The sequence below is a fragment of the Cellulosimicrobium sp. NPDC057127 genome, from assembly GCF_042670945.1.
Lineage (GTDB): Bacteria > Actinomycetota > Actinomycetes > Actinomycetales > Cellulomonadaceae > Cellulosimicrobium.
Genome location: NZ_JBHUUP010000015.1, coordinates 1 through 26611, shown reverse-complemented (window position 1 = coordinate 26611; position 26611 = coordinate 1). Strand labels below are relative to the sequence as shown.

The following is a 26611-nucleotide window of genomic DNA, read 5'->3' as shown; positions in this document are numbered from 1 at the left end:
GCGTCCTGTCAGGGGTGCGGCACACGGTGCCCGGCCCGTCGCAGGACGGACTCCGCGTGACGCAGCACGGGCGCGTCGACCATGCGTCCGTCCAGCGTGAAGACGGCGTCCGGCCCGCCGGGGTTCGCGGCGGCGGCGTCGAGCAGCGCACGGGCGTCGTCGACCTCGTCGGGGGTCGGAGCGTAGGCCTCGCGGATCACGGTCACGTGGCTGGGGTGGATGCACGCGGTCGCGGTGAAGCCGCTCGCGGCGGCGTCCTGCGCCTCGGAGCGCAAGCCGTCGAGGTCGGCGATGTCGACGTGCACGGCGTCGACCGCGGCCTTGCCGGCGGCGCCCGCCGCGATCAGCACGGACGCGCGGGCGTGGCGCGCCACGTCCCGGTAGGTGCCGTCCGGATGGCGGCTGGACGTCCCGCCGAGCGACGCGACGAGGTCCTCCGCGCCCCACATCAGCGCCACGACCTCGTCGCGGCGCGCGAGCTCCGGGGCGGCGAGGACGCCGGCGGCCGTCTCGCACAGCGCGATCACACGCACGCCGGGGAGCGTCGCGGTGAGCGCGGACGTCAGGAGATCCAGTCCCGCCTTCGGGACCATGACGGTGCGCAGGCGCGTGTCCGCGAGCGCCGCGACGTCGAGCGCGTGCTCGGGCGTGCCGACGGCGTTGACCCGCACGACCGTCCGGTCGGGGTCGAGAGTGGCGGACGCCTCGACGACGGCCCGCCGCGCCGCTGCCTTGGCCGCGGGCGCGACGGCGTCCTCGAGGTCGAGGATCACCGCGTCGGCGCGGTCGGCGGCCTTGGCGAAACGGTCCGGGCGGTCGCCAGGGCAGAACAGAAGCGCAGGGCCGAGATCGAACGGTGCGCGTCCGGACGTGACGCCGGCGGCGGCGGTGGTCGTCGTCGGCAGCTCGTGCCCGCCGCCGTGGCTCACCACGCGCCGTCCTCGTCGTCGGCGCGGAGCACCGGTCCACCGCCGAACCCCGGGTTGTGCGCCACAGAGGGCTCCTCCTGACCCGTAACCCCGGGTTCGGCAGGCCCAGGTTGACCCGTAACCCCGGGTTCGGCAGCCCCAGGCTGACCCGTAACCCCGGGTTCGGGAGGTCCGGCGGCGACCGACCGACCCGCCGGCCCCGCGCCGTCGGGCACCGCCGCCTCGTGGGCGGCGCGCGTCCAGAACAGCGCGGTGCGCACGGCCCGGGCGACGAGCACGCCGTCCTGGTTGCGGCCGCGGTGCTCGAGCGTGACGACGCCCTGCCCGGGCCGGGACGCGGAGAGGCGCTTGTCGAGCACCTGCGTCTCGGCGTAGAGCGTGTCGCCGTGGAAGACGGGCTTCGGGAACTCGACCTCGCGGAACCCGAGGTTCGCGACGATCGTGCCCTGCGTGACCTGCCCCACCGAGAGCCCGACGAGCGTCGAGAGCGTCATCATCGAGTTCACGAGCCGCTGCCCGAACGGCTGCGTGGCGGCCCACGCGGCGTCGAGGTGCAGCGCCTGGTGGTTCATCGTGAGCGTGGAGAAGACGACGTCGTCCGCCTCGGTGAGCGTGCGCCCCGGGCGGTGGCGGTAGACCACGCCCGGCTCGAGCTCGTCGTAGTACAGGCCCCGCTGGACCTCCTCGCGCATGCTGCGTCCTCTCCTCGTCGTCCGCCCACCCGGCCGGCCGCCGGACCCGCGCCGCCGAGCACGCCCCTGCTCGCCGTCGAGCAGGAGGTCGGTGCCGTAGAGCGATCCAGAACGGCACCAACCTCGTGCTCGGCGGCCACGGGCTACGCCTCCAGGCCCAGGCTCCTCGCGATGACCATGAGCTGCACCTCGGTGGTGCCCTCGCCGACCTCGAGCACCTTCGCGTCACGGTAGTGCCGCGCGACCGGGCTCTCGTTGAGGTAGCCGTAGCCGCCGAAGATCTGCGACGCGTCGCGCGCGTTCGCCATCGCGGCCTCGCCGCTCACGAGCTTCGCGACCGACGCCTCGGCCTTGAACGGCTTCCCGTGCACGAGCTTCTGCGCGGCGTCGAACCAGGCGAGGCGCGCGGTGTGGACGCGTGCCTGCATGCGCGCGAGCGTGAACGCGACGTGCTGGTTCTCGCCGATCGCGCGGCCGAACACGACACGCTCCTTCGCGTACCGCACGGCCTCCTCGAGGCAGCCCTGCGCGGCGCCCGTCGCGAGCGCGGCGAACGCGATGCGCCCCTCGTCGAGCGCGCGCAGGAAGTTCGCGTACCCGCGCCCGCGCTCGCCGAGCAGGTTGCCCTCCGGCACGCGGACGTCCGTCAGCGTGAGCGGGTGGGTGTCCGACGTGTGCCAGCCGACCTTGTCGTACGGCGGCCCGACCTCGAGACCCGGCGTGCCCGCCGGCACGATGATGCTCGACAGCTCCTTCTGCACGGACCCGTCGGGGCGCAGCGTCTCGCCGGTCACCGCCGTGACCGTCACGAGGCTCGTGATCGGAGTGCCCGAGTTGGTGATGAACTGCTTGCTGCCGTCGATCACCCACTCGCCCCGCTCGAGCCGCGCCGTCGTGCGCGTCCCGCCCGCGTCGGAGCCCGACTGCGCCTCCGTCAGGCCGAAGGCCGCGAGCGCGCGGCCCGCGAGGAGGTCGGGCAGCCACCGCTCCTGCTGCTCGCGCGTGCCGTGCCGGTAGATCGGCACGACGCCGAGCCCGACGCCCGCCTCGAGCGTCACCGCGATGGACTGGTCCGCGCGCGCGAGCGCCTCGACGGCGATGCACAGCGACACGTAGTCCTTGCCCTGACCGCCGACGTCGCGCGGGAACGGCAGCCCGAACAGCCCGAGCTCGCCCATCTGCGCGATGATCTCCATCGGCAGGCGGCGCTCGGTGTCGTACCGGTAGGCGGCGGGCGCGACGACGTCGTCGGCGAAGTCCCGGACGACCTGGTACAGCTTCGACTGCTCGTCGGTGAGCAGGGTGTCGACCTCGATCATGGTGCTCCTTGGGGTCTCGGAGTCCGCCGAGGTAGAGGGTTCTCCGCCGAGGTAGAGGCGGATCCCCTCTATCTCGGCGTGGTGGCCTCTATCTCGGGAGTGTGGGGTGCGGCGGCGGGGTGCGGCTCGACGACGGCGACGACCTGGTCGCGGCGCACGAGGTCGCCCGGCCGGACGGTCACGCGCGCGACGCCGTCGTGCGGCGCGAGGACCGGGTGCTCCATCTTCATGGCCTCGACGGTGACGAGGACGGCGCCTGCGATGACCGGTTCGCCGTCGGCGGCGGTCGTGACGACGGTCCCCGGCATCGCGGCGCGCACCTCCGGGTCTGCGGGGCCGCCCGCTCCCCCGGCCGCCCGACGGCGCTCGGCCCGGCGTCGCGCGGCCCGCTCCGACCGGTCGGGGGCCGCGAGGGCGAGGGCGCGCCCGCCGCGATGGAGCCACACGACCGCGGGCTCGCCGCTGGCAGCGGGCTGCCACGCGAGCCGCACGCGCTCCCGCACTCCGTCGAGCGTGAGCCACCACGCGCCGTCGTCCGCGGCATCGGGCTCGAGCGAGGCCGGCACGCCGCGCTCCGTCGTCGCCCCGGTACCTGCCGCGCCGAGCCCGGCACCGCCGTCCGCCGCGACGTGCGCGACGGCGCCCCGCGCCGTCCCGACGACCCGCACCTCGCGCTCGTCCCCACCAGGGCCGCTCACGTCGCGCAGCACGACGACGCGCGGCGCCGCCGGCGCGTTCAGCCGCCACCCGTCCCCGCTCCGCCACGGATCCGGCTCGACCGCGCCACCGAACACGGGCCTCCCCACCGGTCCCGCTCCGGAACGGTGGCCGACCCCGTGCTCACCGGGCGCAACCCCGTGCTCGCCGGACCGCGCGACGACGAACAGCGCCGCCGCGACGAGATCACCGGACGACACGCCCGCTGAACCAGGACCTCCGTCGGCTCGGACGCGGTCGGCGACGCCAGGTGACGCGCCGGACGAGGCGACCGACTCGGGGTCGCGTACGCCGTCGTGACCGGAAGGCGAGCCGGCCTCGGAAACGAGGGGGTCGGCGGTGTGCACGCCATCGCGGTCGGGAGGCGAGACCCAGGAGGTGAGGGGGTCGGGGGTGTGCACGCCATCGCGGTCGGGAGGCGAGACCCTGGAGGTGAGGGGGTCGGGGGTGTGCGCGCCGTCGTGGTCGGGTCTGGCGGGAGCGGGCGAGGAACGAGCCCGCGGATGGTAGACGGCGCGCGCACCCCCGACCTCCTCGCCGGGCCCGGCCCCGGCCCCGGCCCCGGCCCCACCACCAGAGACCAGCCGGTCGATCAGCCCGGTGTCGAGCCGCCCCGCCCGCACGTCGCCGTCCGCGAGCAACGACCTGAGGAACCCGACGTTCGTCTCGACACCGAGCACGACGGTCCGCGCGAGGACTCCGTCGAGCCGTTCGAGAGCCTGCTCGCGGGTCGGGGCCCACGCGACGGCCTTGGCGAGCATGGGGTCGTAGTGCCCGCCGACGACGGATCCGCTCGTGATGCCGGAGTCGAGCCGCAGCGGGGTCGCGTCGGGTCCTGCGGGGACGCCGGCGTCGTCGTACGCGAGCACGGTGCCGGTCGAGGGCAGGAACCCGCGCGCGGGCGACTCGGCGTAGACGCGCGCCTCGACGGCGTGGCCGCGCAGCTCGACGTCGTCCTGCACGAGCGGCAGCGGCTCACCGGCGGCGACGCGCAGCTGGAGCTCGACGAGGTCGAGGCCCGTCACCATCTCCGTCACCGGGTGCTCGACCTGGAGACGCGTGTTCATCTCGATGAAGAAGAACTCGTCGGGCGTCGCGTCGGGCACGAGGAACTCGACGGTCCCGGCGCCGACGTACCCGACGGATCGCGCGACCTCGCGCGCGGCCTCGCCCATCCGGGCTCGCTCGGCGGCACTGAGCAGCGGCGAGGGCGCCTCCTCGACGACCTTCTGGTGGCGCCGCTGGAGGGAGCACTCGCGCTCACCGAGGTGCACGACGTTGCCGTGGGCGTCGGCGAGCACCTGGACCTCGACGTGCCGGGGCCGTTCCACGAGCCGTTCGAGCAGGAGGGTGTCGTCGCCGAACGACGCGGCCGCCACGCGCCGCGCGGACGCGAGAGCCCCGGGCACCTCGGCGGCGGACCGCACGACGACCATGCCCTTGCCTCCGCCGCCAGCGGACGGCTTGACGAGCAGCGGGTACCCGACGCCGTCCGCAGCGGTGACGAGCGCGTCGTCGGGCATCCCGGGTTCCCCCGCGCCCGGGACGACGGGCACGCCGCGCGCGGCGACGATCCGCTTGGCGGCGAGCTTGTCGGCCATGGCCTCCAGCGCCTCGACGCCCGGCCCGACGAACGCGATCCCGGCGCGCTCGCACGCCGTCGCGAGCGCCGGGTTCTCGGAGAGGAAGCCGTAGCCGGGGTGGACGGCCTCGGCACCGGACGCGACGGCGGCGGCCACCACGGCCTCGACGTCGAGGTACGACTGCGCAGCAGGCGCCGGCCCGAGCCGCACGGCGACGTCGGCCTCGCGCACGTGGCGCGCTCCGGCGTCGGCGTCGGAGTGCACGGCGACGGACCGGACGCCGAGGCGGCGCAAGGTGGCGATCACGCGGCACGCGATCTCGCCGCGGTTGGCGACCAGGACGGTGGAGAACACGGGCCTCACATCCGGAAGAGCCCGAACCGGGCGCTGGTCTGCTCGGCTCCGCCGAGCGGGGCGAGCGGCGTGCGCGCGCACACGCCGAGGGCGAGCCCGAGCACGCGGCGCGTGTCGGCGGGGTCGATCACGCCGTCGTCCCACAGGCGGGCCGTGGCGTAGTAGGGGTTGCCGTGCTCGTCGTAGTCGGCGCGGATGCCGCCGGCGAAGGCGGCCTCGTCGCCCGGGTCCCACGCCTCGCCGCGTGCGGCGAGCTGGTCGCGCTTGACGGTGGACAGCACGGACGCGGCCTGCGGCCCGCCCATGACGGAGATGCGGCTCGCGGGCCACGACCACAGGAACCGCGGGGAGTAGGCGCGCCCGCACATCGAGTAGTTCCCGGCGCCGAACGACCCGCCGACGATCACGGTGAGCTTGGGGACGCGCGTCGTCGCGACGGCCGTGACCATCTTCGCGCCGTCCTTCGCGATGCCGCCCGCCTCGGCGTCGGTGCCGACCATGAACCCCGAGATGTTCTGCAGGAACAGCAGGGGGATGCCGCGCTGGTCGCAGAGCTCGACGAAGTGCGCCCCCTTGAGCGCGGACGTCCCGAACAGCACACCCTGGTTCGCGAGGATGCCGACCGGGTGCCCGTGGACGCGGGCGAAGCCCGTGACGAGCGTGTCGCCGTACTCTCGCTTGAACTCGTGGAACCGGCTGCCGTCGACGAGCCGCGCGACGATCTCGCGCGGGTCGTACGGGGCTTGTACATCGGCCGGTACCGCGCTGTACAGGCTCGCGCCCGGCCCGTCCGTGCCCTCGGCACCGACGACGGGCGCCTCGCTCGGCGTGACGTCCCACGCGGGCTCCGGGTCGGGCGGGAGAGTGGCGACGATCCGGCGCACGGTGTCCAGGGCGTCGTCGTCGTCCTCGGCGAGGTGGTCGACGACGCCGCTGCGGCGGGCGTGCAGGTCGCCGCCGCCGAGCTCCTCGGCCGTGACGACCTCGCCGATCGCGGCCTTCACGAGGGGAGGGCCGCCGAGGAAGATCGTGCCCTGGTCGCGCACGATGACGGTCTCGTCGCTCATCGCCGGCACGTACGCGCCGCCCGCGGTGCACGAGCCGAGCACGGCCGAGATCTGCGGGATCCCCGCAGCCGACAGCCGGGCCTGGTGGTAGAAGATCCGCCCGAAGTGGTCCCGGTCCGGGAAGACCTCGGCCTGACGCGGGAGGAACGCACCGCCGGAGTCGACGAGGTACACGCACGGGAGGCGGTTCTCCAGCGCGACCTCCTGCGCGCGCAGGTGCTTCTTCACCGTGAGCGGGTGGTACGTGCCGCCCTTCACCGTCGCGTCGTTGCACACCACCATGACCTGCCGACCGCTCACGAGACCGATGCCGGCGACGACGCCCGCGGCCGGCCACGCGCCGTCGTCCACGCCGTGCCCGGCGAGCGGTGCGATCTCGAGGAACGGGCTGCCCTCGTCGAGCAGGCGGTCGACCCGGTCGCGCGGCAGGAGCTTGCCCCGCGACACGTGCCGGTCCCGCGCCGACGCCGGGCCGCCGAGCGCGGCGGTGGCGGTGCGCTCGTGCAGATCGGCGGCGAGGGCGCGCTGCGCCCGGTCGTTCGCCTCCGCGGTCGGCGAGCCGGGGTCGACGGTGGTCGTCAGGACGGTCATGCGGGCGCCCCCTCTCGCCGCCGAGCCCCGGGTTGTGCGGCAGGATCCGCGTCCGCTGACGCGTGAGCCCGGGCTCGGCGGCCATCCGAGCCACCCCGTGCGACGTCGGCGGGAGGGCTCGCGACGTCGTCGGGAGGGCTCGCGGCGTCGTCGGGCAGGGCCGCCGCGACGCCGCCGAGGAGCAGCGCGAGCGCCGGGTCCTCGAGCAGCGCGCCGAGGTCGGCGAGGAACCGCGCGGCCTGCTCGCCGTCGACGACGCGGTGGTCGAACGACACGCTGAGGGTGACGACGTCACGGAGCGCGACCTCGCCGTCGTGCTCCCAGGGCCGGCGGCGCACCGCGCCGAGCCCGAGGATCGCGGCCTGCCCGGGGACGAGGATCGGCGTGCCGGCGTCCACGCCGAAGACGCCGACGTTCGTGATGGTGATCGTGCCGCCGGCGAGCCGTTCGGGAGCCGTGCGGCCGGCGCGTGCCGTGGCCGTGAGCTCGGTGATCCCGTCCGCGAGCGCCGGCAGGTCGAGCGCGTCGGCGTGCGGGACGTGCGGCACCACGAGCCCCCTGTCGGTCGCGACGGCGATCCCGAGGTCCACGTGGCGGTGCTGCCAGATCTCGGCGGTCCCGTCGGGCAGGTCGTGCCACGCGCTGTTGAGATCGGGGTGCCGCGGCACCGCGAGGCACAGCGCCCGGGCCGCGAGCGCGAGCACCGTGACGCGGCTGCCGCGCGCGAGCCGGTGGGTGCGCAGCCGGTCCAGGAGCTCGGCGCTGCGCGTGACGTCGACGGTGAGGAACACCGTGGCGTGCGGGGCGGTGAACGCGCTCGACACCATCGCGGCCGCGGTGTGCTTGCGCACGCCGCGCACGGGGACACGCAGGGCGTCGTCGTCCGCGGCGTCCGGCACGGTCGGCGCACCGGTGACCGCCGCGACGGCTCGTGCGGGGACGGCCGTCGGCCGCGCCACGTGCGGGACGTCGCGGTGGCAGCTCACGGCGGCCAGCACGTCCGCGCGCGTGACGAGCCCGTCCGGGCCGGTGCCGGCGACCCGTTCGACGTGGACGCCGAGCTTCTTCGCGAGCGCCCGGACGGGCGGGGTGGACCGCGGTCGCTCGTCGAGGCGGTCGGGTGCAGCCGCGCCGTCGGGCCCGGTCGAGCTGCCGAGCCCCGGGTCGTGCGGCACGGCGGTTTCTGGCTGGCGTGCAACCCCGGGTTCGGCACCCGGGGCGGCGCGACGGCGACGGCGCGTCGGCCGGCCGGTGCGGTCCGGGCGGGCCCCGTAACCCACGAGGTTCGGCTCGACGACCTCGCTGTCGTCCGGACGCTCGGCGCCCTCCGACGTGCCGAACCCTGGCTTCTGCGGCACGTGAGCCTCCGGCTGCCGCTCAACCCGGGGTTCGGCGGGCGAGAGTGCCTCCGGCTGCCGCTCAACCCGGGGTTCGGCGGGCGTGGGTGCCTCCGGCTGCCGCTCAACCCGGGGTTCGGCGGGCGAGGGCGGCTCCGCGCCCGGCGCGGCGGCGGGCTCGTCGACCTCGAACGTGACGATCGGGTCGCCGACGTTGACCGTCTGCCCCTCCTGGGCGTGCAGGGTCGCGACGACGCCCGCGTACGGCGAGGGCAGGTCGACGAGCGCTTTGGCCGTCTCGACCTCGGCGATGACCTGGTTCAGCTCTACGCGGTCGCCGGCGGCGACGTGCCAGACGACGATGTCGGACTCGGTGAGCCCCTCCCCGAGGTCGGGCAGGCGGAACTCGCGCTGCGCGCTCATCGGGCGGCCTCCCCCGTGAGCGCCGGCGTGCGGCCGAGCACGCGGTCGACGCCGTCGAGGATGCGGTCGAGGTCGGGCAGGTAGTGCCCCTCCATCCGCGCCGGCGGGTACGGCATCCCGTGGCCCGTGACACGCACCGGCGCGGCCTCGAGGTACTCGAAGCAGCGGTCGGTCACGGTCGCGGCGATCTCCGCCCCGAGCCCGACGTGCTGCGGGGCCTCGTGCGCGACGACGACGTGACCGGTCCGGCGCACCGACGCGGCAACGGTCTCGTGATCCATGGGCGACAGGGACCGCAGGTCGATCACCTCGACGGAGACGCCGTCGTCGGACGCGGCGACGGCGGCGTCGAGCGCCGTCCCGACGAGCCCGCCCCAGGTGACGAGCGTGACGTCGCGGCCCTCGCGCACGACGTGCGCCTTGTCCATCGGCGGCGCGAGCGCGAGCGGGACGTCCTCGACCTCCTCCTTGACGTGGTACCGCCGCTTGGGCTCGAAGAAGATCACCGGGTCGTCGCACGCGACGGCCTGCCGCAGCACCGTGTACGCGTCCTGGGGGTTCGCGGCGGACACGACGCGCAGCCCGGCGACGTGCGCGAACAGCGCCTCGGGCGACTCCGAGTGGTGCTCGGCGGCCCCGATGCCGCCGCCCACGGGGATGCGGATCGTGATCGGCAGGCGCACCCGGCCACCGGTGCGGGCGTGCATCTTCGCGAGCTGCGACACGATCTGGTCGAACGTCACGAAGACGAAGCCGTCGAACTGGATCTCGCACACGGGCCGGTAGCCGCGCATCGCGAGCCCGACGGCCGTCCCGACGATGCCCGACTCCGCGAGCGGGGTGTCGAGCACGCGGCGCGGCCCGAACTCGGCCTGCAGCCCGTCCGTCACGCGGTAGACGCCGCCGAGCCGGCCGACGTCCTCCCCCATGACGACGACGCGGTCGTCGTCCGTCATCGCGCGCCGCAGCCCGGCCCCGAGCGCCTTGGCGAGCGTCATGGTCGTCGTCATCGCGGCGCCCCTTCCGACGTCGGCGCGTCCTCGAAGGACGCGAGGTAGCGCGCGTACGCGGCACGCTCGCGCGCGAGCGGCGCGTGCGGCTCCGCGTAGACGTGGTCGAACAGCGACAGCGGCGGCGGGTCCTCGAGCGCGACGCACCCGGCGCGCAGCTCGGCGGCGGCCGCGTCCGCGACACCGCGCACCTGGTCGGCCGCGGCGTCGTCGAGCACGCCCGCACCGCGCAGGTACGCCTCGAGGCGAGCGATCGGGTCGCGGCCCGCCCACGCCTCGACCTCGGCGGCGTCGCGGTAGCGCTTCGGGTCGTCCGCGGTCGTGTGCGGGCCCATGCGGTACGTGACCGCCTCGATGAGCGTCGGCCCCTCGCCCCGCCGCGCGCGGTCGAGCGCCGCACGCGTCACCGCGAGGACGGCGAGCACGTCGTTGCCGTCGACCCGCACGCCCGGCATGCCGAACCCGCGGGCGCGCTCGACGAGCGGCACGCGCGACTGGAGCGCGACCGGCTCCGAGATGGCCCACTGGTTGTTCTGGCACACGAACACGACGGGAGAGCGGTACGTCGAGGCGAAGACGAACGCCTCGTTGACGTCGCCCTGGCTCATCGCGCCGTCGCCGAAGTACGCGACACCGACGGGAAGCCCGGCGGCCGGGTCGACGCGGCCGGCGTCGACGTCGAGCTGCACGCCCATCGCCCAGCCCGTCGCGTGCAGCGCCTGGGCACCGATGATGACCTGCGGCGACGCCATGCCGATCGCGTACGGGTCCCAGCCGCAGACCGCGACGCCGCGCCACACGCGCACGAGGTCGACGGGCGCCGCGCCGCGCACCGACGCGACGGCGTGCTCGCGGTAGGAGGAGAAGACGAAGTCGTCGTCGCGCAGCGCGCGCGCCGAGCCGACCTGCGACGCCTCCTGCCCCAGCAGCGGCGGCCACAGCGCGAGCTCGCCCTGGCGCTGGAGCGCCGTCGCCTCGGCGTCGAGACGCCGCGCGACCACCATGTCCTGGTAGATCGTCAACAGCGCCGGTCGGGCCGCTCCACCGTCGTCGCCGTCGGCGCCCTCGGCACCGTGCGGCTCGAGGTCCGCGAGCCACCGGTCGTGCTCGGGATCGGGACGACGTGTGCCGTCCTCCGCGAGCAGCCGCACGACGGGCGTGTCGCCCGCCGTCGTCACCGGGTCGCCGGACCCTGCCGGTCCCGCTCCTCGCGCGTCGTCGGACCGTTCCGTGCGTGCGTCGTCGGACCGCTCTGCTCGTGCGTCGCGCGGGGTCCCCGCGCGGTGACCGTCGTGCTGCTCGGGCAGGGTCGCCGCCCTCGAGCCGGTCCGCACCGCAGGTTCGCTGGACATGTCGCCACCTCACCTCTGGAGGCCGGGGCTCCTCGTCGAGCCCCGGTTACGGCGAACGTAACCTGCGTCACGCACATGGCTCCACCGATGCTCCGCGAGGTGTGCACCGTGATCGCCGTCACAGGTCTAGGCTGAGCAGCATGCACAGCGCCGACGCTGTCGACCTCGATCTGCTGCTCGCGCTCGCCGACGACCCGCGGGCCACGATCGTCGCGCTCGCCGACCGGCTGAAGCTCTCGCGCAACACGGTCGCGGCACGCCTGGCCCGGCTCGAGGCGGAGGGCGCGTTCCTCGACCTCGACCGGCGCATCGACCCGCACGTGCTCGGGCACCCGCTCACCGCGTTCGTGGAGGTACAGCTGCGGCAGAAGGAGCTGGCGCGCATCGTCGAGGACGTGGCGCGCATCCCCGAGGTGGTGCAGGCGCACGGTCGCAGCGGCACGGCCGACCTGCGCGTGACGATCGCGTGCCGCGACACCGACCACCTGTTCCGCGTCGACGCGGCCATCCTGGCGATCGACGGCGTCGAGCGCACCGAGACGTCGCTGTCGATGGGCGAGCTCATCCCCTACCGGCTGCGACCGCTCATCGAGAAGCAGCGCCGGGCTCGCTGACCCCGACCCGCAGCACCTCGTCGCCGAACCCGGGGTCGTGCGGCACCCAGGGCTCGTCGTGACGCACGACCCAGGGTTCGGCGTCGTCATCACGCGCAACCCGGAGTTCGACGTCGTCGTGCGCCGAACCCCGGGTTGTACGGCACTCAGGGCACGTCGTGACGCCCAACCCGGGGTTCGGCACCGCCCGACGGCCCGGCAACCCGGGGTTCGGCACCGCCCGACGGCCCGGCAACCCGGGGTTCGGCGGCCTCGGACCCGGCGGACTCGGCGACCTCGGCGGACACCGGCGCACCGGTCCGGGACACCGGCGCGCCGAGCGACGCCGAGCCGGGAACCGTCAGCGCGGCGATGCCGGTCGTGACGGGGATCGCCAGCACGAGGCCGATCGAGCCGACGAGCGTGCGCACGACCTCCTCGGCGATCTCGCCCGAGGTGAGGCTCGTCGCGAGGTTCTGGTCGGACAGGTAGACGGCCATGAGGAGCGGCAGCGCCGCCCCGACGTACGCGAACGCGATCGTGTAGACGGTCGACGCGATGTGGTCGCGCCCGATACGCATCGCCCGCGTGAACAGCTCGACGCGCGAGGCGAGCGGCGCGACGGCCCGCAGCTCCCAGACGGCCGACGCCTGCGTGATGGTGACGTCGTTGAGCACGCCCATGCCCGCGAGCACGATGCCGCACAGCACGACGCCCTGGATGTCGAGGGACGGCGCGTACTGCGGGATCCACAGCGACTCCTCGGACGTCAGGCCCGTGATGTTCGACGCGCCGGACCCCCACCAGCCGAGGAGCGCCGTGAGCGCGAGACCGATGAGCGTGCCGAGCAGCGCCACGGACGTGCGCGCGGTGAAGCCGTGCGCGACGTACAGGACGACGAACATCACCAGCGACGACGTCACGAGCGCGACGCCGAGCGCGTTCTCGCCGGTCAGCAGCGCCGGCAGCGTGAACCAGGCGATCACGGCGAACGCTCCGGCCAGACCTGCGAGCGCCGCGAGCCCGCGCCAGCGCGCGACGGCGAGGACCACGAGCGCGTAGGCCACCGCGAGGATGCCGATGGGGAGACCGCGCTCGAAGTCGAGGAACACGTAGGGCGTCCCGCCGCCGGCCTCCGCGCCCGCGATGTGCAGGACGCGCAGCCGGTCCCCCTCGTCGAACCCGTACGCGAGGTACTCCGGGGGCGCCTGCACGGTGATCTTGTCGCCGCCGACGTCCTCGCCGTCGGCGCGCGAGCCGTCGTCGAGCCGGGCGGGGACGGCGAGCGTCGCCTCGTCGGCGGGTCCGGTGACGGTCGCGCGCAGGATCGCGCTGCCCTCGGCGGCGACGGGGATGCGGTCCGGGACGTCGTCCGCCGCGGGCCAGAGCGCGACGAGGCCGGCGAGCGTCCCGAGCAGCAGCGGCACGAGCAGCGCGGCGAGCGTCAGGCGCACGCGCCGGGTGGCGGGCTCGACGGGGCCGTGCGCGTGAGCGTGGGCGTGCAGCGGGACGCGCGCCTGGACGCGGCCGGGGAACCGCCCCGGTGTGCGCCCGTGGGCGCGCGCGTCGCGGCGGGAGGTCGGTGCGGTCACCGCACGATGCTGGCACGGTCCGCGGCCGGCGTGGGCGACCACGCGCCGTCGGGCACGGATCGTCCCGCGGGCCTCACTCGGGCGGCGTGACGAGGCCGCGGCGCACGCCCGCGACGAGGCGGCGCGGCACGGTGACCTCGCGACCGTCGACGACGACGGTGACGAGTGCGGGCACCTGCGCCTTCCACTGCGAGCGGCGGGCACGGGTGTTCGAGCGCGAGAGCTTGCGCTTGGGCACGGCCATGGGGCTGTCCTTCCGGGAGGGGTCGACCCAGACTAGGCTTTGTGAGAACCGTTATCAACTCCGCGGACGTGCCCCGATAGCATCCGTGCGCCCGCGCACCCGCGCAGGCCCGAGCGGGCGCACGCCGCCCCTGACCAGCCGGGAGACCTGCCATGGCCACCGTCGACTACTTCCTCACCGGGGACCACGACGCCGCGCGACGCGAGCTCGCGGACGCCCTCCACGAGCAGGGCTTCACCGTGACCACCCAGCGCACCGGCCAGTGGACCGTCGAGCGCGGGAGCAAGAGCCGCACGATGTGGCTCGGCGCGTTCGCCGGCAAGCACCAGCACCTCGTCTTCACGGTGGACTTCATGCAGCACGACGGCGCCCTCGTCGCGCGCGTGCAGCGCCCCACGGGGCAGGGCGCGATGGCGGGCGCGGTGGGCGTGGCCCGGTCGAACAAGGCGTTCTCCGAGGTGGACCAGGCCGTCGGCACGCGCCTGACGCGAGCAGGGATCCTCGCGAACGTGGTCCACGCCTGACCGGCACCTCCCGGCGCACGCCCGCAGGCGCTCAGGAGACGGCGAAGGCCCGGACCCCTTGAGAGTCCGGGCCTTCGTGCCGCTGACCGGCGCCGACGGCGGCGCGGTCAGCGCGGCGTCACTTGGCGACGGCCTTCTTCAGCAGGCTGCCGGCGCTGATCTTCACGCCGTAGCCGGCCGGGATCGAGATCTCCTCGCCCGTGCGGGGGTTGCGGCCGGTACGAGCGGCACGCTCGACGCGCTCGACGGACAGGAGGCCCGTGACCTTGACGGCCTCGCCCTTGCCGAGCGACTCGATGAGCACGTCCTGAAGGGCGTTCAGGGCGCTCTCGGCCTGCGCCTTGCTCAGGTCGGACTTGCTGGCGATCGCCGAGACGAGCTCGGACTTGTTGAGCGACATGCGGATCCCTTCTTCGGTTCACGACGCACGGTGTCCTCGCGCGGCGTCACGGTCTCAGTGTGCCAGCCAGGGGGCCGCGCACCGGGGACAACACTAGGGAACACGCGGAGTTTCGCGCGACTTCTCGCGGTTGCGTCGTCCTCGTGGCGCCCCGGACGACCCCGTGCGGAGGTCCTCCGGGTGGCACGGCGGGTGGATCAGGCTGCTCCGTCGCACGCGAGCCCGGTCCGCAGGGCGTCGAGGTTGGCCCGCATGACGTCCAGGTAGTCGGCGCCCTCGTCGGTGCGCCCCTCGATCGGGTCGAGCATCGCCGTCGCGACCCCGAGGTCGTCCGCGAGGGTCTGCGTCACCTTGGGGCTGACCAGCACCTCGAAGAACAGCGTCTCGACGCCGCGGTCCTCGACGACGGCCCGGACCTCGCGCAGTCGCGCGGGCGACGGCTCGGCCTCGGGGTCGATCCCGGAGATCCCGACCTGGACGAGGTCGTAGCGCTCCGCGAGGTAGCCGAACGCCTCGTGCGAGACGACGAGCGTCGCCCCCGCGCACGCCGCGAGCCCGTCCGCGTACTCCTGGTCGAGCGTCTCGAGCTCGGCCTCGAGCGCGTCCGCGTTCGCCGCGTAGTCGTCGGCGTGGTCCGGGTCGACCTCCGCGAGCTCGTCGGCGACCTGGTGCCCGACGGTCGCGAGCCGCGTCGGGTCGAGCCAGAAGTGCGGGTCGAGCGCCCCGCTCCCCGACGTCGGCGCGCCGGAGCCGTTGGGGCCGCTCTCCAGCCCGGCCGCCTCCGCGGTGTCGACGACGTGCTCGGGCTGCCGGGACGCGATCGCGTCGTCCGTGGCCGGTGTCATGCCGGACAGGTGGACGACCACGTCCGCGTCGCCCACCTCACGCACCTGTGCGGGCGAGAGCTCGAGGTCGTGCGGCTCCGCGGCGGGGGGCGTGAGGTTGCTGACGGACACGTGCTCCCCGCCGACCTGCCGGGCGACGTACTCGAGCGGGTAGAACGACGCGAGGACGTCGACGGTGTCGTCGGCGTCACCGGGGTCCGTGCCGGCGGAGCAGGCGGCGGTCGCGACGAGAGCGAGCAGCGTGGCACCGGCGGCGAGGGCGTGGGAACGGGTGCGGGGGCGGTTCATGGACGGCTCCGGGAGACGTGCGGGCGGCGGGACGGACGACGGCCGCGGCACCGGGCCCCACGGGGCGGTGCCGCGGCCGTCGCGGCGTTCAGGTCGAGCGGTGGGCGTCAGCCCTGGCCGGACTCCTCGGTGTGCTCGTGGTCGTGGCCCTCCTCGGAGTGGTCGTGCCCCTCCTCCTCGGAGTGCGCGTGTTCCTCCTCCGCGTGCCCCTCCTCGCCCGAGCCGTGCTCGGCGGAGCCGGCCTCGACGTCGCCGGAGACGCCGTTGATCTCGTTCGGCTCGACGTCGAGCTCGACGGAGCTCCAGACCTCGCCGGTCTCGATGTCGACCGCGTGGATCGACTGGTTCGCCGGGTCGGTGACGTAGGCGGAGCCGTCGAGCATGAAGATCGCCGGGCGCGGCGACTGCCACTCGTCCGGCTCCTCCCAGGCGTCGATCACCGGGATGGAGCGAGCGAGCTGCTTCGTCGCGGGGTCGATCACATGGATCTGGCCGTCGGTGCCGAGCACCAGCGCCTCGCCGTTCTCGCCCCGGGCGAGGGAGCGGAACGTGTAGCTCGACGGGAGGTCGACGAGCGCGAGCTCGCCCGTCGCGGTGTCGGTGAGCGAGACGCGCGTCGGACGCTCGAGCTCGGCGTCGGGGTCGGACTTGTAGTCGCCGAGGACGACGGTCGAGTCCTCGCTGCCGGCCTGGTTGCCGATGCGGCCGTACGCGTCGGGGCTCGCGACCTTGGTGATCTGCCCGTCCTTGACGATCAGCACGCCGTTCTCGCAGCCGATCAGCACGGCCTCGTCCGCGGCCATCGCCTCGCCGTGGACGCCGGGGCACTCGTCCGACGCGGCGACCTCGGCCCCCTCGGCGTCGAGCACGCGGATCCCGGTGCGGGCGTCCTCCGTGCCCTCGGAGACGACGACCGTGCCGTCGGAGAGCTCGACCGCGACGCCGTGGTGCGCCTCGGGCGTCGTGAGCTCGCGCGCCTCGCGCGACTCGTCCGCGACCTCGCCGGAGTCGACGATCGTGATCTCGCCCGTGCCGTCGTCGAAGAGCGCGGTACGGCCGGCGTGGACGACCACGTGGCCCGGCTTCTCGGCGTCGAACATGACGTCGGTGAGCTCCGGGGCGGCCGTGTAGTAGTGCGAGTGGTCGCCGTGCGGCTCGGCCCACGTCCCCGCGTCGAGCACCTGGAAGCCGCCCGTCGTGGAGACCAGCAGGTGACGCCCGTCGCCCGCCCCGTTGAGACGGTTGAAGCCGTCGAGCTCGATGTCGTCGAGCACCTCGAGGGTCTGCGCGTCGAGGACCTGGATGCCGCCGTCGTACGTGACGGCGAGGCGCGGGCTGCGGGCGGCGGCCTCGGTGGGCTCGTCCGCCGCCTCCTCGGCGGCCGGCGCGCTGGACTCCTCGGCGGCGGGGGTGCCCGTCGAGCACGCGGCGACGAGCGCCAGCGGGATCGCGAGCCCCAGGGCCGCGAGCGGCCGGCGGCGGGTGCGGGTGGTGAGAGACATGGGGTGTCGGGCCCCGGCAGGACGACGCACGGGGGCCCACTCCTTTCCGGTGGGGGTGGTTCAGGTGCCGGCGAGCGGCTCGGCGCCACGGTAGCAGGAAATGGAATCATTCTCATTATCCTCTAGCCGTTCACGACGTCGCCCCTCTGTCAGCCGGCCCGCACGCGGGACAGACGCCGTGCAGGCTCACGCGGACCTCGACCTCGGAGTAGCGCTCCGAACGCGCCGCCTCGCTCGCCCACGTGTCGACGACCTGGCGGGGCGCGTCGACCGCGCGCCCGCACCGCACGCAGACGAGGTAGAGCGCGGCGCCGCCCGATCCCGCACCTCGGAAGCCCGCGCGCCCGCCCGGGAGCGTGACGACCTCCACCCGCCCGGCGCGGTGGAGGTCACGCGTGGCGCGGTACACCGAGGCGAGCCCGACGCCGGAGCCGCGCCGGGCGAGCGCGTCGTGAATGTCCAGCACCGTCCGGAACTGGTCGGAAGCCACCAGCTCGTCGAGCACGAGCCGACGAGACGTCGCGCGGCGCCCCTGGCTGCCCACGGATCCTCGGCCCGGCCTCCTCGCCACACCTGCCCCCCCCTGCCGATCGTTCTGGTTAGATGACAATGATTATCATCTCGATTTGTCATCTGACCAGCACGAAAGGACATCCATGCATACCCGATCCCGCGTCGTGGGCGCAGCCCTGGGAGCGGCGACGCTCCTGGCGACCGCGCTCGCACCGACGGCCGCCGTGGCCGCCGAGGGCCCACCGCCGCCCAGCACCGAGCTCCAGGTGCTCTCCCGCGTCCACACCGACGCCGTCTCCACGTTCCTCGAGGAAGGTGCGCTGGAGCTCGGCACGAAGGCGGACCTCCCCGCGGGCAACGGCACGCGCCTCGACCCGGCCACCGTCCTGTTCCACGTGGACGACGCCTCGCGGCGCACCGTCGCGGCCGGGTACGAGTTCGTGGGCCCCGTCGGCTCGCCGATGTGGGTGTCTCCCGAGGCGAACCCCTCGGGCGGCGACGGGTACACGCAGCTCTGGCCCGGCTTCTCGACCGAGTCGGTGCCCGCCGGAGCGCTGGTCGACGACACGACGACGTTCGTCCTCACCGACGTGCGTGGCCCCGGTGACCTCGAGCTCTTCTCCGGGGGCGGGCTCGAGGACGTGCGGCGGCTCTGGTCGAGCGACGAGGACATCTCCTCGTTCCAGGTCGGCCACACCCACATGCACGCCAACTGGGCGTTCACCGCACCGGGCCGGTACGCCCTCGACGTCCGTGCCGAGGCCACCACGGCCGCGGGCACGCCCGTCTCGGCGGAGGGCACCTACACGTTCGTCGTCGGGCCCATGGTGCCGGCGACGACGACGAGCACGACGCTCGCCGTCGACGCCACGTCCGTGCAGCCGGGCGACGCGGTGGCCCTGGACGCGACGGTCAGCCCGGCGGACGCACCGGGCTGGGTCGAGTTCCTCGACGGCGAGGACACGCTGGGCCACGCCGAGGTCACCGACGGCAGCGCTTCCCTGACCATCTCCACGCTACCCCTGGGAGAGCGCAGCCTCACCGCGCGATTCATCCCGGAGGTCACCAACGACTTCTCCGCGTCGACGTCGGAGGCGCGCGTCGTCACCGTGACCGAGGAGCCCGGTGGCGAGACCTTCGGCATCGCCGGCCTCCGCGAGTCCTGGGCGGCGGGCGAGATGATCGAGCTCGGTGCCACGGGGGTGACGCTCGGCGAGGGCGAGAGCCTCCGCTGGATCATCCGCAGTGCACCCGGCGACACCGAGTACGTCGCGACGAGCGGTGAGTCGTTCGTCCGCGACGCCACCACGGCGCTCGACGGCGCCGAGATCATGCTCGAGCTGCGTGGCACGGTCGACGGGAGGGGCACGACGCTCGCCGAGACGCCATACCACCCGCTGACGGTGACCGGCCCGGACGTCGGCTCCGGCGCGCCCGTCACGCTCACCGGCATCGAGGACTCGTACTTCGTCGGCGACCCGATGACCGTGACGGCGGAGCACGCGCCGCTCGCCGACGGGCAGACCTACCGCTGGGTGATGCGCGGCGTCCCGTACGGTCTCGAGTGGGGCGAGGTCTACACCGTGCCCGGCGGTGACAACCCGTTCACGCTCGACCCGGCGTGGGTGCGGTTCTCCGAGGTGGCCCTGCAGATCGTCGACGCCGACGGGACCGTGGTGGGTCAGTCCCCAGCGATCCACCCCGACACCGCATCGCGCGAGCTCCAGCTGTCGGGCGCCCGGTCCGTCTACCGCGCCGGCGAGACGATGGAACTGGCGTCGGAGCTCCACCCCGCCCGCGACGGCCTCACGCACGCGTGGAGCGTCGGCACGTCGCTGTACGCGTCAGAGCCGATCGCGAGCGAGACGGGCACCACCGTCTCCGTCCCCGTGACCGCCGACATGGACGGCCAGAAGGTCTTCCTCGTCGTCACCGACACCGCGACCGGGTTCCGTGTCGCGCAGGCGGACGTCGTCGTGCGCGTGACCGACGCGGCACCCGGCGAGCAGCTCGTGCTCCTCGACGGCCTCGCCGGGCACTACCACCAGGGCAGCACGATCTCGCTGCGGGCGACGGCCGACCCGGTCGCGAGCGACTCCGACACCTACCTGTGGGAGTGGAAGCGCCCCGACCAGGACGCCTGGACGCCGATCCCCGGCGCGACCGCGGCCGCCCACGACGTGACCGCCGAGCAGGCTCTCGACGGCACGCAGGTGCGCACCACGCTCGTCCGCCCCGACGGGACGGAGCTCGCGACGAGCGAGACCGTCACGATCCACGTCGACGACCACGGGGCGCCGCCGCGCCAGAAGGCGGCCGTGACGAGTCTCCACGAGTGGTACGCCGTCGGGGACCGTGTCGAGCTGGACGCCACCGTCACCCCGGCGTCCGTGCTCGACCGGTGGGAGTGGTACGTGCAGCGGCCCGGGTCGGACACCCCGGCCCGGCTCGAGGACACGCTGACCTCGCACCTGGCGTTCGAGGCGACCGAGGAGCTCGACGGCGCCGCGCTCTTCGCGCGGCTGACGTTCGACGACGGCCGCCCGTACGTCGAGTCGCCGCCGGTCGTCCTGGCGATCGATCCGGCCACCGACCCCGAGCCGACCGACCCGGGCACCGACCCGACGGACCCCGGGCCGGAGCCCACCGATCCGGAGCCGACGGACCCGGGCACGGAGCCGACCGATCCCGGTACCGACCCGACGGACCCGGGCACCGAGCCGGGTCCCACGGATCCCGGCACCGTGCCGTCCGGCGAGAAGCCGGACGAGGCCCCGGCCGGGAGGACGGCCGCCGACCTGGGCGACGCGCCGGAGGGCGGCGTGGAACCGTCCACGACGACCCCGCGGCAGGGCGAGGTCATCACCGTGAGCCTGGGCGCGGAGCACGCCGGAGCGTGGGTGGCGGCGTGGCTGTTCTCGGAGCCGACGCTGCTCGGCCGTGACTGGCTCCGGGCCGACGCCGAGGGAGACCTCGCCATCCGTATCCCGGTGGGCACGCCCCCCGGCGACCACCGCCTCGCGGTGTTCGCGGCCGACGGCACGCTGATCGGGTGGACCTCGGTCGAGGTCGAGGAGGCGACGGGCGCCACGCCGACGGACCGCCTGGCCACCACGGGCAGCTCGACGCTCTGGCTCCTCGCCGTCGCGGCCGCCGTCCTGCTGGTCGGCACGGCAGCCGTGCTCGTGGCTCGCAGGTCGCGCGCGCGGGCGGAGGTCGGCCCGAAGGGCTGACGCACGCGCCCTGCAACACCACGGGCGCGGTACCCGGCTCCGGCCGGGTACCGCGCCCGTGAGCTCGTGGGTATGCGAACGCTGCACCACCCGGCGATGAGTTTGCCTCGCACCGCCGTCAGACCACAGGGCGGACGACCGAGAGGAAGCACCATGCTGAAGCACGTCGCGCAGGGCGTACTGGTTCATCAGAGCGAGCTGCTCCAGAACAACACCGTCGTCATCGAGGGTCAGACCGGAGTCCTGCTCGTCGACCCGGGACTGACACGCTCCGAGATGGCGTGCCTCGCCGACGACCTGCGCCAGATCGGGCTACCGGTCGTGGCCGGCTTCTCGACGCATCCCGACTGGGACCATGTGCTCTGGCACCCCGATCTCGGCGACGCCCCCCGGTACGGGACGGCCCGCTGCGCGGCCGTCGTGCGTGACGTGCGGTCGCAGCCGGACTGGAGGGACCGCGCCGCCGAGGGCCTGCCACCGGAGATCGCCGAGGAGACATCGCTGGACGGGTACGGCCTCATCACGGGCCTGCCTGCCGGAACCGCGCAGATCCCGTGGGACGGCCCGGACGTACGCATCGTCGAGCACCCCGCGCACGCGCCCGGTCATGCCGCCCTGCTCGTCGAAGAGCGTGGCGTCCTCGTCGCCGGCGACATGCTCTCCGACCTCTTCGTCCCCATGCTCGACGACTTCGAGAAGACCGCCGACCCGATCGAGGAGTACCTCGTGGGGCTCCGCGTGCTCGACGACGTGGCGGGCGACGTCGCCGTCCTCGTTCCTGGCCACGGGTCCGTCTGCGGAGCTGATCAGGTCCGTGCACGGATCGACCTGGACCGGGCGTACCTGCATGCCTTGCGAGACGGAACCGCTCTCGACGACCCGCGGATCGGTCCATCGGCGAAGCCCGGCTGGGAATGGGTGAACGACATCCACGAGGGGCAGGCCCAGAGCGTCGCGCGACGACGAGAGCGTGCCGAGCACGCGGACCACGCCCCATGACGCGCAGCACCTGGCCGATCCCCAGCCCGAGGACCGAGGACGACGGCGGGTAGAGGCGATCTCACGAGCGGGTCATACCGAGGGGCGCGGCACCGCCTCGTGCGCCGTAGCCGGGTCGTCGACGCTGCCCGGGGAGCCGCCGGCCCCGTCCTCGGGCGTGCGCGCCGAGGCGTGCACGCGCCGTCGGGCGAGGAGCCCGTGCCGCGGCGCGAGGAACCACGCGAGGAGGAACACCGCCGTGGCGACAAGCACGATGGTGCCGCCGGCGGGCAGGTCGAGGCTCCATGACAGGTACAGCCCGACGAGCGCCGAACCCCCGCCGATCACGGGGGCGAGGAGCATCATGACGCCGAGCCGGTCGGTGAGCAGGCGCGCCGCCGCGGCGGGCGTGATGAGCAGCGCGAGCACGAGGATGTTGCCGATCGTCTGCACGGAGATGACGATCGCGATCGTCACGAGCACGTAGAGCACGAGGTCGAGCCAGAAGACCGGGAGGCCGGCGGACCGGGCCATCTCGCGGTCGAGACTGACGGCGACGAGCTCCTTGTGGAGCAGGAACGCCACGAGGAGCAGCACCGCGCCCGCGACGGCGACGACGTAGACGTCCTCGTCCGGGATGCCGGTGATGGAGCCGAAGAGGAACTGCTGGAGCGAGCCCGCGTACCCGGGCGCCGTCGAGATGACGACGATGCCGAGCGCGAACGCCGCGACGAAGAAGACCCCGATGATCGAGTCCTCCTTCAGCCGACGGTTCTGCGAGAACACCGCGACGAGGACGGCGGTGACCACGCCCGCGACGGCACCGCCGAGCACGAGCGAGCCCTGGAGCACGAACGCGACGGCGAGGCCGGGGAAGACGGCGTGCGCGACGGCGTCGCCGATGAACGCCATGCCGCGCAGCACGACGTGGCAGCCGATGACGCCGCACACGACGCTCGACATGACGGCCACGAGCAGCGCCTTGGGCAGGAACGCGAGGTCGGGGTTGAGCAGGTCCTGGACGAAGTCGCCGATCGAGATCATGTGTGCCCCTTGTGGTCGACGGTCGTGGACAGTCCCAGCGCGGCGAGCAGCGGCGACCCGGTGGAGATCCCGAACGCCCGGATCCACACCTCGGGGTCGCGGAGCTCGGCGGGCGTGCCCGTGGCGACGACGGTCCGGTTGAGCAGGCAGATGCGCGTGCACGTGTGCATCGCGGCGACGAGGTCGTGCGTGGTCATGAGCACGGCCTTGCCGTCCTCGCGCGCGAGCTCCGCGAACAGGTCGGTGAGCAGCTCCTGCGTCGGCACGTCGAGCCCGGTGAACGGCTCGTCGAGGAGCAGCACCCGCGGGCCGAGCGCGAGCGCCCGCGCCACGAGCACGCGCTGGCGCTGCCCGCCGGACAGCTCGCCGACGGAGCGCTTGCGCAGGTGCGTCATGCGGACCCGGTCGATCGCCTCGCGCGCCGCACGGTAGTCGGCCACACCGGGCCGGCGCAGCCACCCGACGCGCCGGACCCGGCCCGACAGGACCGCGTCCTCGACCGATACGGGGAAGTCCCACGCGAACTCGTGCCGCTGGGGCACGTAGCCGACGGCGCGGGTTCCCGCGCTCCCGGACGCACCGTCGACGATCACCTGCCCGCTCCTGCGGCGCACGAGCCCGAGCACGGAGCGGAGCAGGGTCGTCTTGCCCGCGCCGTTCGGGCCGATGAGCCCGACGAGCTCCCCCGCGTCGACGTGGAGGTCGGCGTCGTGGAGCACGAGCCGCCCGCCGAGCTCGACCGACACGTCCCGGACGCTCAGCGCATGGGCACCGACACCCCGCTCGTCCGCGCTCGCGACAGGAAGCGTCCCGGTCGCCGCGGCCGCGGTCACGAGGCGTCCGCCTCGCGGTCGGCGGCCGCCCGCGCGCGCCGTCCGCGCAGGACGGTCAGGCCCACCGCGGCGACGAGGACCAGGACGGCGAGGCCCGCCCAGAGGGCGACGGTCGACGTGGCGGACTGCTCGTCCGTCCCCGCGGCGTCGTCGGCCGCGGCGCCACCGTCCGTCTCCTCGTCGCCCGTCGTGTCGGCGGTCTCGGAGGGGGTCGGGCTCGCGGTCCCCGCGCCCTCCTGCGACTCCTCGGTGGTGTGCTCCGCGGCCGCGAGCGCGGTCTGCGGGTCGGTCGCCGACCCGACGGCGAAGCGCAGCACGGCGGGGTCCTCGACCGTCGTGCCGTCGGTGAGGTCGGCGAGCACGGTCACGTCGAGCGTGTAGACGCCGGGCTCGGTGAACACCCAGTTGGCGTGGACGTGGGTGTTGACCTCCATCCACAGGTCCTGGGGATAGTCGGCGCCGGAGGTCCACAGCACGTTCGGGGGTCCGGTCACGCCCTCCTGGAGGAACAGGAAGAAGGCGCCCGGCCCGTCGACGCCGTCCAGGCGCAGCGTCGCGCCGCGGCCGATCCGCTCGGTGACCTCGGGGTCCTGCGTGTTCCAGCCGAGCCACACGACGTCCTGGTTCTGCACCTGCGGCACGACGTACAGCGGCGTCCCCGGGTCGACGCCGAGGAAGGCGAAGTCCGGGCTGTCGGGGGCCGGCAGGACCGACTCGTCGAGCACGTGCATCACGGTCTCGTCCGGGGACCGCCACATGGGCGGAACCGTCCGGTCGTCGCGCGCCTGCAGCGTCCACGTGCCGTCGAGGAAGCGCGGGCCGACGTCGACGTGCCCCTCGGTCACGACCTCCGGGCCCTCGACGCTCGCCTCGTCGGCGCCGACGCGCTGCTGCAGCCCGGGGTCCTCCTGCGTGTCGCCGGCTGCGGGGAGCGCTGCGAGCGGCAGCGCGAGGAGTGCGGCGAGCAGCGCCGCGACCGATCGGGTCGTCATGGGGTGTCCTTCGGGTGGGGGTCAGGCGAGGCAGCGACGCAGCGAGTCGGCGTTCGCGCGCATCATCTGGACGTAGGTGGTGACGTCGCCGTCGAACGCGTCGGAGTAGAGGGGGCAGACCTGCACGCCGTTCTCCTCGGCGACCTCGGTGAGCACGGACGAGCGCGCGGCGAGGTTCGGCTCGAGGAACACGGCGGGCACCTCGAGCGTGCCGACGGTCTGCGTGAGCTTCGCGCGCTCGGCCACGCTCGGTTCCGTCGCGGGGTTCGGGGTGACGAAACCCGCGATCTCGACGTCGTAGGCCTTGCCGAGGTACGCGAACGCGTCGTGCGTCGTCACGAGGTGGCGCCGCGACCGGGGGATCTCGGCGATGGTCCGCTGCACGTAGGCGTCGGTCTCGTCGAGTGTGCGCAGGTAGGTCTCGGCGTTGGCGCGGTACTCCGCGGCGCCGTCGGGGTCGACCTCGATCAGCGTGTCGCGCATGATCTCGACGTACGCCTGGGCGTTGCGCACGTCCTGCCACAGGTGGGGGTCGATCTCGCCGTGCACGTGCTTGCCGAGGACGGCCTGCGGCAGCTGGTAGATCTGCTCGTCAGGTCGGCCGAGGAACCCGAAGCCCTCGCCCGCCGGCACCGGCGCGAGCGCCTTGTTCGGCACCGAGATCACGGTGTCGTCGAGGTCGTGCACGTGGTGGTGCCCGCCGACGTCCTCGGCCGAGTCCGCGGCGGCGACGATCTCCGCCGAGTCGAGCTGGACCGCCAGGTCCGCGTGGCCGCCGTCGAGCACGTCCGCGCCCTCCGCTCCGGGCACCGACCACGGGTCGACGCCGACGGCGAACGTCACCGTCGCCGAGCCCATGTCGACGGGCTCGGCCTCGGGGTTCGGCCGGAGCTCGGCCTCGAGAGCGAGCCGGTAGACGCCGGGCTCGGAGAACGTCCAGCTCATGTGGGTGTGCGCGCTCGTCGGCAGCGTCACGGCGTCGTCCTCGTCGAAGCCGTCGGCCGAGTCGAAGTACACCCGCGGGGTGCCGAACGTCTCCGTGAGGTAACCGGTGAGCTGTCCCGGCCCCTCGACGTCGGTCGCGGTGAGCAGCACGTCCGACGCACGCGTCGCGCCGTGCTCCGCACCCGTGCCGTCGACGGCGAGGCCGAGCCAGATCGTGTCGAGGTTGACGTTCTCGACGAGCGGGATGATCTCGGCCGCGTACTTCACGGCCGACTCCGCGAGCGAGACGTTGGGGACGTCCGCCGGGAGGTTGGCGTCGAGCATCGTGATGATGCGGTGCTCCTCCAGGAGCATGTAGTTGCTGAACGCCACGTCCGCGTAGACGACGTCGCGCACGTCCCGCAGGGACGGCTCGTAGGAGTGCGGGTCACCGCGCTCGGGCACGAGCGACGTGACCGTCGCGCGGTCGCCGACCACGTTGCGCGCCAGGTCGGCGAGGACGCCCGTCGTGGTGACGACGCTGAGCCCGTCCGCGGGGTCGGGCGTCCCGGGCGCCGTGGCGCACCCGGCCAGGAAGCTGGCGCCGAGACAGCCGGCCGCCGCGGCCCGGACGGCGCGGACGCGACGCGTGCGGTCACGGGTGCTCATGGCGGCTGCTCTCTCTCGAGGTGTCAGGGCCCGGCCCGCGGCGCCACCGCCGGAGGTGGAGGC

At 74.2% G+C, this 26611-nt stretch carries 21 protein-coding genes and 1 pseudogene; 4 read left to right on the top strand and 18 right to left on the bottom strand.

The window, feature by feature from the left end:
- Window positions 1–8 precede the first annotated feature (8 nt).
- The 8 genes and pseudogenes from ACFTZA_RS14230 to ACFTZA_RS14195 form a co-directional block, all read right to left on the bottom strand.
- Window positions 9–905, bottom strand: coding sequence for an HpcH/HpaI aldolase/citrate lyase family protein (locus ACFTZA_RS14230; protein ID WP_378196245.1), 897 nt, complete (start codon window positions 903–905; stop codon window positions 9–11).
- Window positions 906–1147: 242 nt separating this feature from the next.
- Window positions 1148–1621: pseudogene (locus ACFTZA_RS14225) on the bottom strand (MaoC family dehydratase); the annotation flags it as partial.
- Between the two features lie 143 nt (window positions 1622–1764).
- Entirely contained in the window at window positions 1765–2940 is a 1176-nt protein-coding gene (locus ACFTZA_RS14220; protein WP_378196044.1) for an acyl-CoA dehydrogenase family protein, read from the bottom strand.
- A 68-nt stretch (window positions 2941–3008) separates the two neighbouring features.
- Window positions 3009–5594, bottom strand: a complete 2586-nt coding sequence (locus ACFTZA_RS14215) for a biotin carboxylase N-terminal domain-containing protein (protein WP_378196041.1) — start codon at window positions 5592–5594, stop codon at window positions 3009–3011.
- Window positions 5595–5599: 5 nt separating this feature from the next.
- On the bottom strand, window positions 5600–7252 hold the full coding sequence (locus ACFTZA_RS14210; RefSeq protein WP_378196038.1) for a carboxyl transferase domain-containing protein: 1653 nt from the start codon (window positions 7250–7252) through the stop codon (window positions 5600–5602).
- Window positions 7249–9012, bottom strand: coding sequence for a dihydrolipoamide acetyltransferase family protein (locus ACFTZA_RS14205; protein ID WP_378196035.1), 1764 nt, complete (start codon window positions 9010–9012; stop codon window positions 7249–7251). Before ACFTZA_RS14205 ends, ACFTZA_RS14210 begins: the two co-directional genes overlap by 4 nt.
- On the bottom strand, window positions 9009–10022 hold the full coding sequence (locus ACFTZA_RS14200; protein WP_378196032.1) for an alpha-ketoacid dehydrogenase subunit beta: 1014 nt from the start codon (window positions 10020–10022) through the stop codon (window positions 9009–9011). The genes ACFTZA_RS14205 and ACFTZA_RS14200 overlap by 4 nt, the downstream gene beginning before the upstream one ends.
- Window positions 10019–11374: a thiamine pyrophosphate-dependent dehydrogenase E1 component subunit alpha gene (locus ACFTZA_RS14195; protein ID WP_378196029.1), complete on the bottom strand. Its 1356-nt coding sequence runs from the start codon at window positions 11372–11374 to the stop codon at window positions 10019–10021. The genes ACFTZA_RS14200 and ACFTZA_RS14195 overlap by 4 nt, the downstream gene beginning before the upstream one ends.
- A 140-nt stretch (window positions 11375–11514) precedes the next feature.
- Here ACFTZA_RS14195 and ACFTZA_RS14190 point away from each other — a divergent pair, with 140 nt between their 5' ends.
- Window positions 11515–11988, top strand: coding sequence for an Lrp/AsnC family transcriptional regulator (locus ACFTZA_RS14190; RefSeq protein WP_378196026.1), 474 nt, complete (start codon window positions 11515–11517; stop codon window positions 11986–11988).
- A 146-nt stretch (window positions 11989–12134) separates the two neighbouring features.
- On the opposite strand, the gene ACFTZA_RS14185 is transcribed toward ACFTZA_RS14190, so the two are convergent.
- Window positions 12135–13559 (bottom strand): YibE/F family protein, encoded by a 1425-nt coding sequence (locus tag ACFTZA_RS14185; RefSeq protein WP_378196023.1) that lies wholly within the window; start codon window positions 13557–13559, stop codon window positions 12135–12137.
- Window positions 13560–13632: 73 nt separating this feature from the next.
- Entirely contained in the window at window positions 13633–13803 is a 171-nt protein-coding gene (gene rpmF / locus ACFTZA_RS14180) for a 50S ribosomal protein L32 (protein WP_378196020.1), read from the bottom strand.
- Window positions 13804–13955: 152 nt separating this feature from the next.
- Here rpmF and ACFTZA_RS14175 point away from each other — a divergent pair, with 152 nt between their 5' ends.
- Window positions 13956–14327, top strand: coding sequence for a hypothetical protein (locus ACFTZA_RS14175; RefSeq protein ID WP_378196017.1), 372 nt, complete (start codon window positions 13956–13958; stop codon window positions 14325–14327).
- Window positions 14328–14445: 118 nt separating this feature from the next.
- On the opposite strand, the gene ACFTZA_RS14170 is transcribed toward ACFTZA_RS14175, so the two are convergent.
- The 4 genes from ACFTZA_RS14170 to ACFTZA_RS14155 all read right to left on the bottom strand — a co-directional run bounded on the left by ACFTZA_RS14170 (window position 14446) and on the right by ACFTZA_RS14155 (window position 17906).
- Window positions 14446–14727, bottom strand: a complete 282-nt coding sequence (locus tag ACFTZA_RS14170) for an HU family DNA-binding protein (RefSeq protein ID WP_069387465.1) — start codon at window positions 14725–14727, stop codon at window positions 14446–14448.
- Window positions 14728–14924: 197 nt separating this feature from the next.
- Window positions 14925–15860: a metal ABC transporter substrate-binding protein gene (locus tag ACFTZA_RS14165; RefSeq protein WP_378196014.1), complete on the bottom strand. Its 936-nt coding sequence runs from the start codon at window positions 15858–15860 to the stop codon at window positions 14925–14927.
- A gap of 107 nt (window positions 15861–15967) precedes the next feature.
- Entirely contained in the window at window positions 15968–17362 is a 1395-nt protein-coding gene (aztD, locus tag ACFTZA_RS14160; RefSeq protein ID WP_378196011.1) for a zinc metallochaperone AztD, read from the bottom strand.
- 130 nt (window positions 17363–17492) lie between these two features.
- A complete protein-coding gene (locus ACFTZA_RS14155; RefSeq protein WP_378196008.1) occupies window positions 17493–17906 on the bottom strand; it encodes a Fur family transcriptional regulator in 414 nt (137 codons plus the stop codon).
- A 112-nt stretch (window positions 17907–18018) separates the two neighbouring features.
- Here ACFTZA_RS14155 and ACFTZA_RS14150 point away from each other — a divergent pair, with 112 nt between their 5' ends.
- Both ACFTZA_RS14150 and ACFTZA_RS14145 read left to right on the top strand, forming a co-directional pair.
- Window positions 18019–21108 (top strand): choice-of-anchor M domain-containing protein, encoded by a 3090-nt coding sequence (locus ACFTZA_RS14150; protein WP_378196005.1) that lies wholly within the window; start codon window positions 18019–18021, stop codon window positions 21106–21108.
- A 153-nt stretch (window positions 21109–21261) separates the two neighbouring features.
- A complete protein-coding gene (locus tag ACFTZA_RS14145; protein WP_378196002.1) occupies window positions 21262–22107 on the top strand; it encodes an MBL fold metallo-hydrolase in 846 nt (281 codons plus the stop codon).
- A 72-nt stretch (window positions 22108–22179) separates the two neighbouring features.
- Here ACFTZA_RS14145 and ACFTZA_RS14140 read toward each other — a convergent pair whose 3' ends face one another.
- The 4 genes from ACFTZA_RS14140 to ACFTZA_RS14125 form a co-directional block, all read right to left on the bottom strand.
- Window positions 22180–23130 carry an anchored repeat-type ABC transporter permease subunit gene (locus ACFTZA_RS14140; RefSeq protein ID WP_378195998.1) on the bottom strand — a complete coding sequence of 317 codons (951 nt, stop codon included), beginning with the start codon at window positions 23128–23130 and terminating at the stop codon, window positions 22180–22182.
- Complete coding sequence (locus ACFTZA_RS14135) at window positions 23127–23876, bottom strand: anchored repeat-type ABC transporter ATP-binding subunit (protein WP_378195995.1); 750 nt, start codon at window positions 23874–23876, stop codon at window positions 23127–23129. The genes ACFTZA_RS14140 and ACFTZA_RS14135 overlap by 4 nt, the downstream gene beginning before the upstream one ends.
- Before the next feature lie 83 nt (window positions 23877–23959).
- Entirely contained in the window at window positions 23960–24955 is a 996-nt protein-coding gene (locus ACFTZA_RS14130; RefSeq protein ID WP_378195992.1) for a choice-of-anchor M domain-containing protein, read from the bottom strand.
- A 21-nt stretch (window positions 24956–24976) separates the two neighbouring features.
- Window positions 24977–26548 (bottom strand): anchored repeat ABC transporter, substrate-binding protein, encoded by a 1572-nt coding sequence (locus tag ACFTZA_RS14125; protein ID WP_378195989.1) that lies wholly within the window; start codon window positions 26546–26548, stop codon window positions 24977–24979.
- Window positions 26549–26611 lie beyond the last annotated feature (63 nt).

Coding starts and splice junctions, on each gene's coding strand:
- ACFTZA_RS14195 (WP_378196029.1), bottom strand. CDS start 11,374: ATGTCCAGCGAACCTGCGGTGCGGACCGGCTCGAGGGCGGCGACCCTG.
- rpmF (WP_378196020.1), bottom strand. CDS start 13,803: ATGGCCGTGCCCAAGCGCAAGCTCTCGCGCTCGAACACCCGTGCCCGC.
- ACFTZA_RS14210 (WP_378196038.1), bottom strand. CDS start 7,252: ATGACCGTCCTGACGACCACCGTCGACCCCGGCTCGCCGACCGCGGAG.
- ACFTZA_RS14175 (WP_378196017.1), top strand. CDS start 13,956: ATGGCCACCGTCGACTACTTCCTCACCGGGGACCACGACGCCGCGCGA.
- ACFTZA_RS14140 (WP_378195998.1), bottom strand. CDS start 23,130: ATGATCTCGATCGGCGACTTCGTCCAGGACCTGCTCAACCCCGACCTC.
- ACFTZA_RS14130 (WP_378195992.1), bottom strand. CDS start 24,955: ATGACGACCCGATCGGTCGCGGCGCTGCTCGCCGCACTCCTCGCGCTG.
- ACFTZA_RS14165 (WP_378196014.1), bottom strand. CDS start 15,860: ATGAACCGCCCCCGCACCCGTTCCCACGCCCTCGCCGCCGGTGCCACG.
- ACFTZA_RS14145 (WP_378196002.1), top strand. CDS start 21,262: ATGCTGAAGCACGTCGCGCAGGGCGTACTGGTTCATCAGAGCGAGCTG.
- ACFTZA_RS14150 (WP_378196005.1), top strand. CDS start 18,019: ATGCATACCCGATCCCGCGTCGTGGGCGCAGCCCTGGGAGCGGCGACG.
- ACFTZA_RS14125 (WP_378195989.1), bottom strand. CDS start 26,548: ATGAGCACCCGTGACCGCACGCGTCGCGTCCGCGCCGTCCGGGCCGCG.
- ACFTZA_RS14170 (WP_069387465.1), bottom strand. CDS start 14,727: ATGTCGCTCAACAAGTCCGAGCTCGTCTCGGCGATCGCCAGCAAGTCC.
- ACFTZA_RS14200 (WP_378196032.1), bottom strand. CDS start 10,022: ATGACGACGACCATGACGCTCGCCAAGGCGCTCGGGGCCGGGCTGCGG.
- aztD (WP_378196011.1), bottom strand. CDS start 17,362: ATGTCTCTCACCACCCGCACCCGCCGCCGGCCGCTCGCGGCCCTGGGG.
- ACFTZA_RS14220 (WP_378196044.1), bottom strand. CDS start 2,940: ATGATCGAGGTCGACACCCTGCTCACCGACGAGCAGTCGAAGCTGTAC.
- ACFTZA_RS14205 (WP_378196035.1), bottom strand. CDS start 9,012: ATGAGCGCGCAGCGCGAGTTCCGCCTGCCCGACCTCGGGGAGGGGCTC.
- ACFTZA_RS14190 (WP_378196026.1), top strand. CDS start 11,515: ATGCACAGCGCCGACGCTGTCGACCTCGATCTGCTGCTCGCGCTCGCC.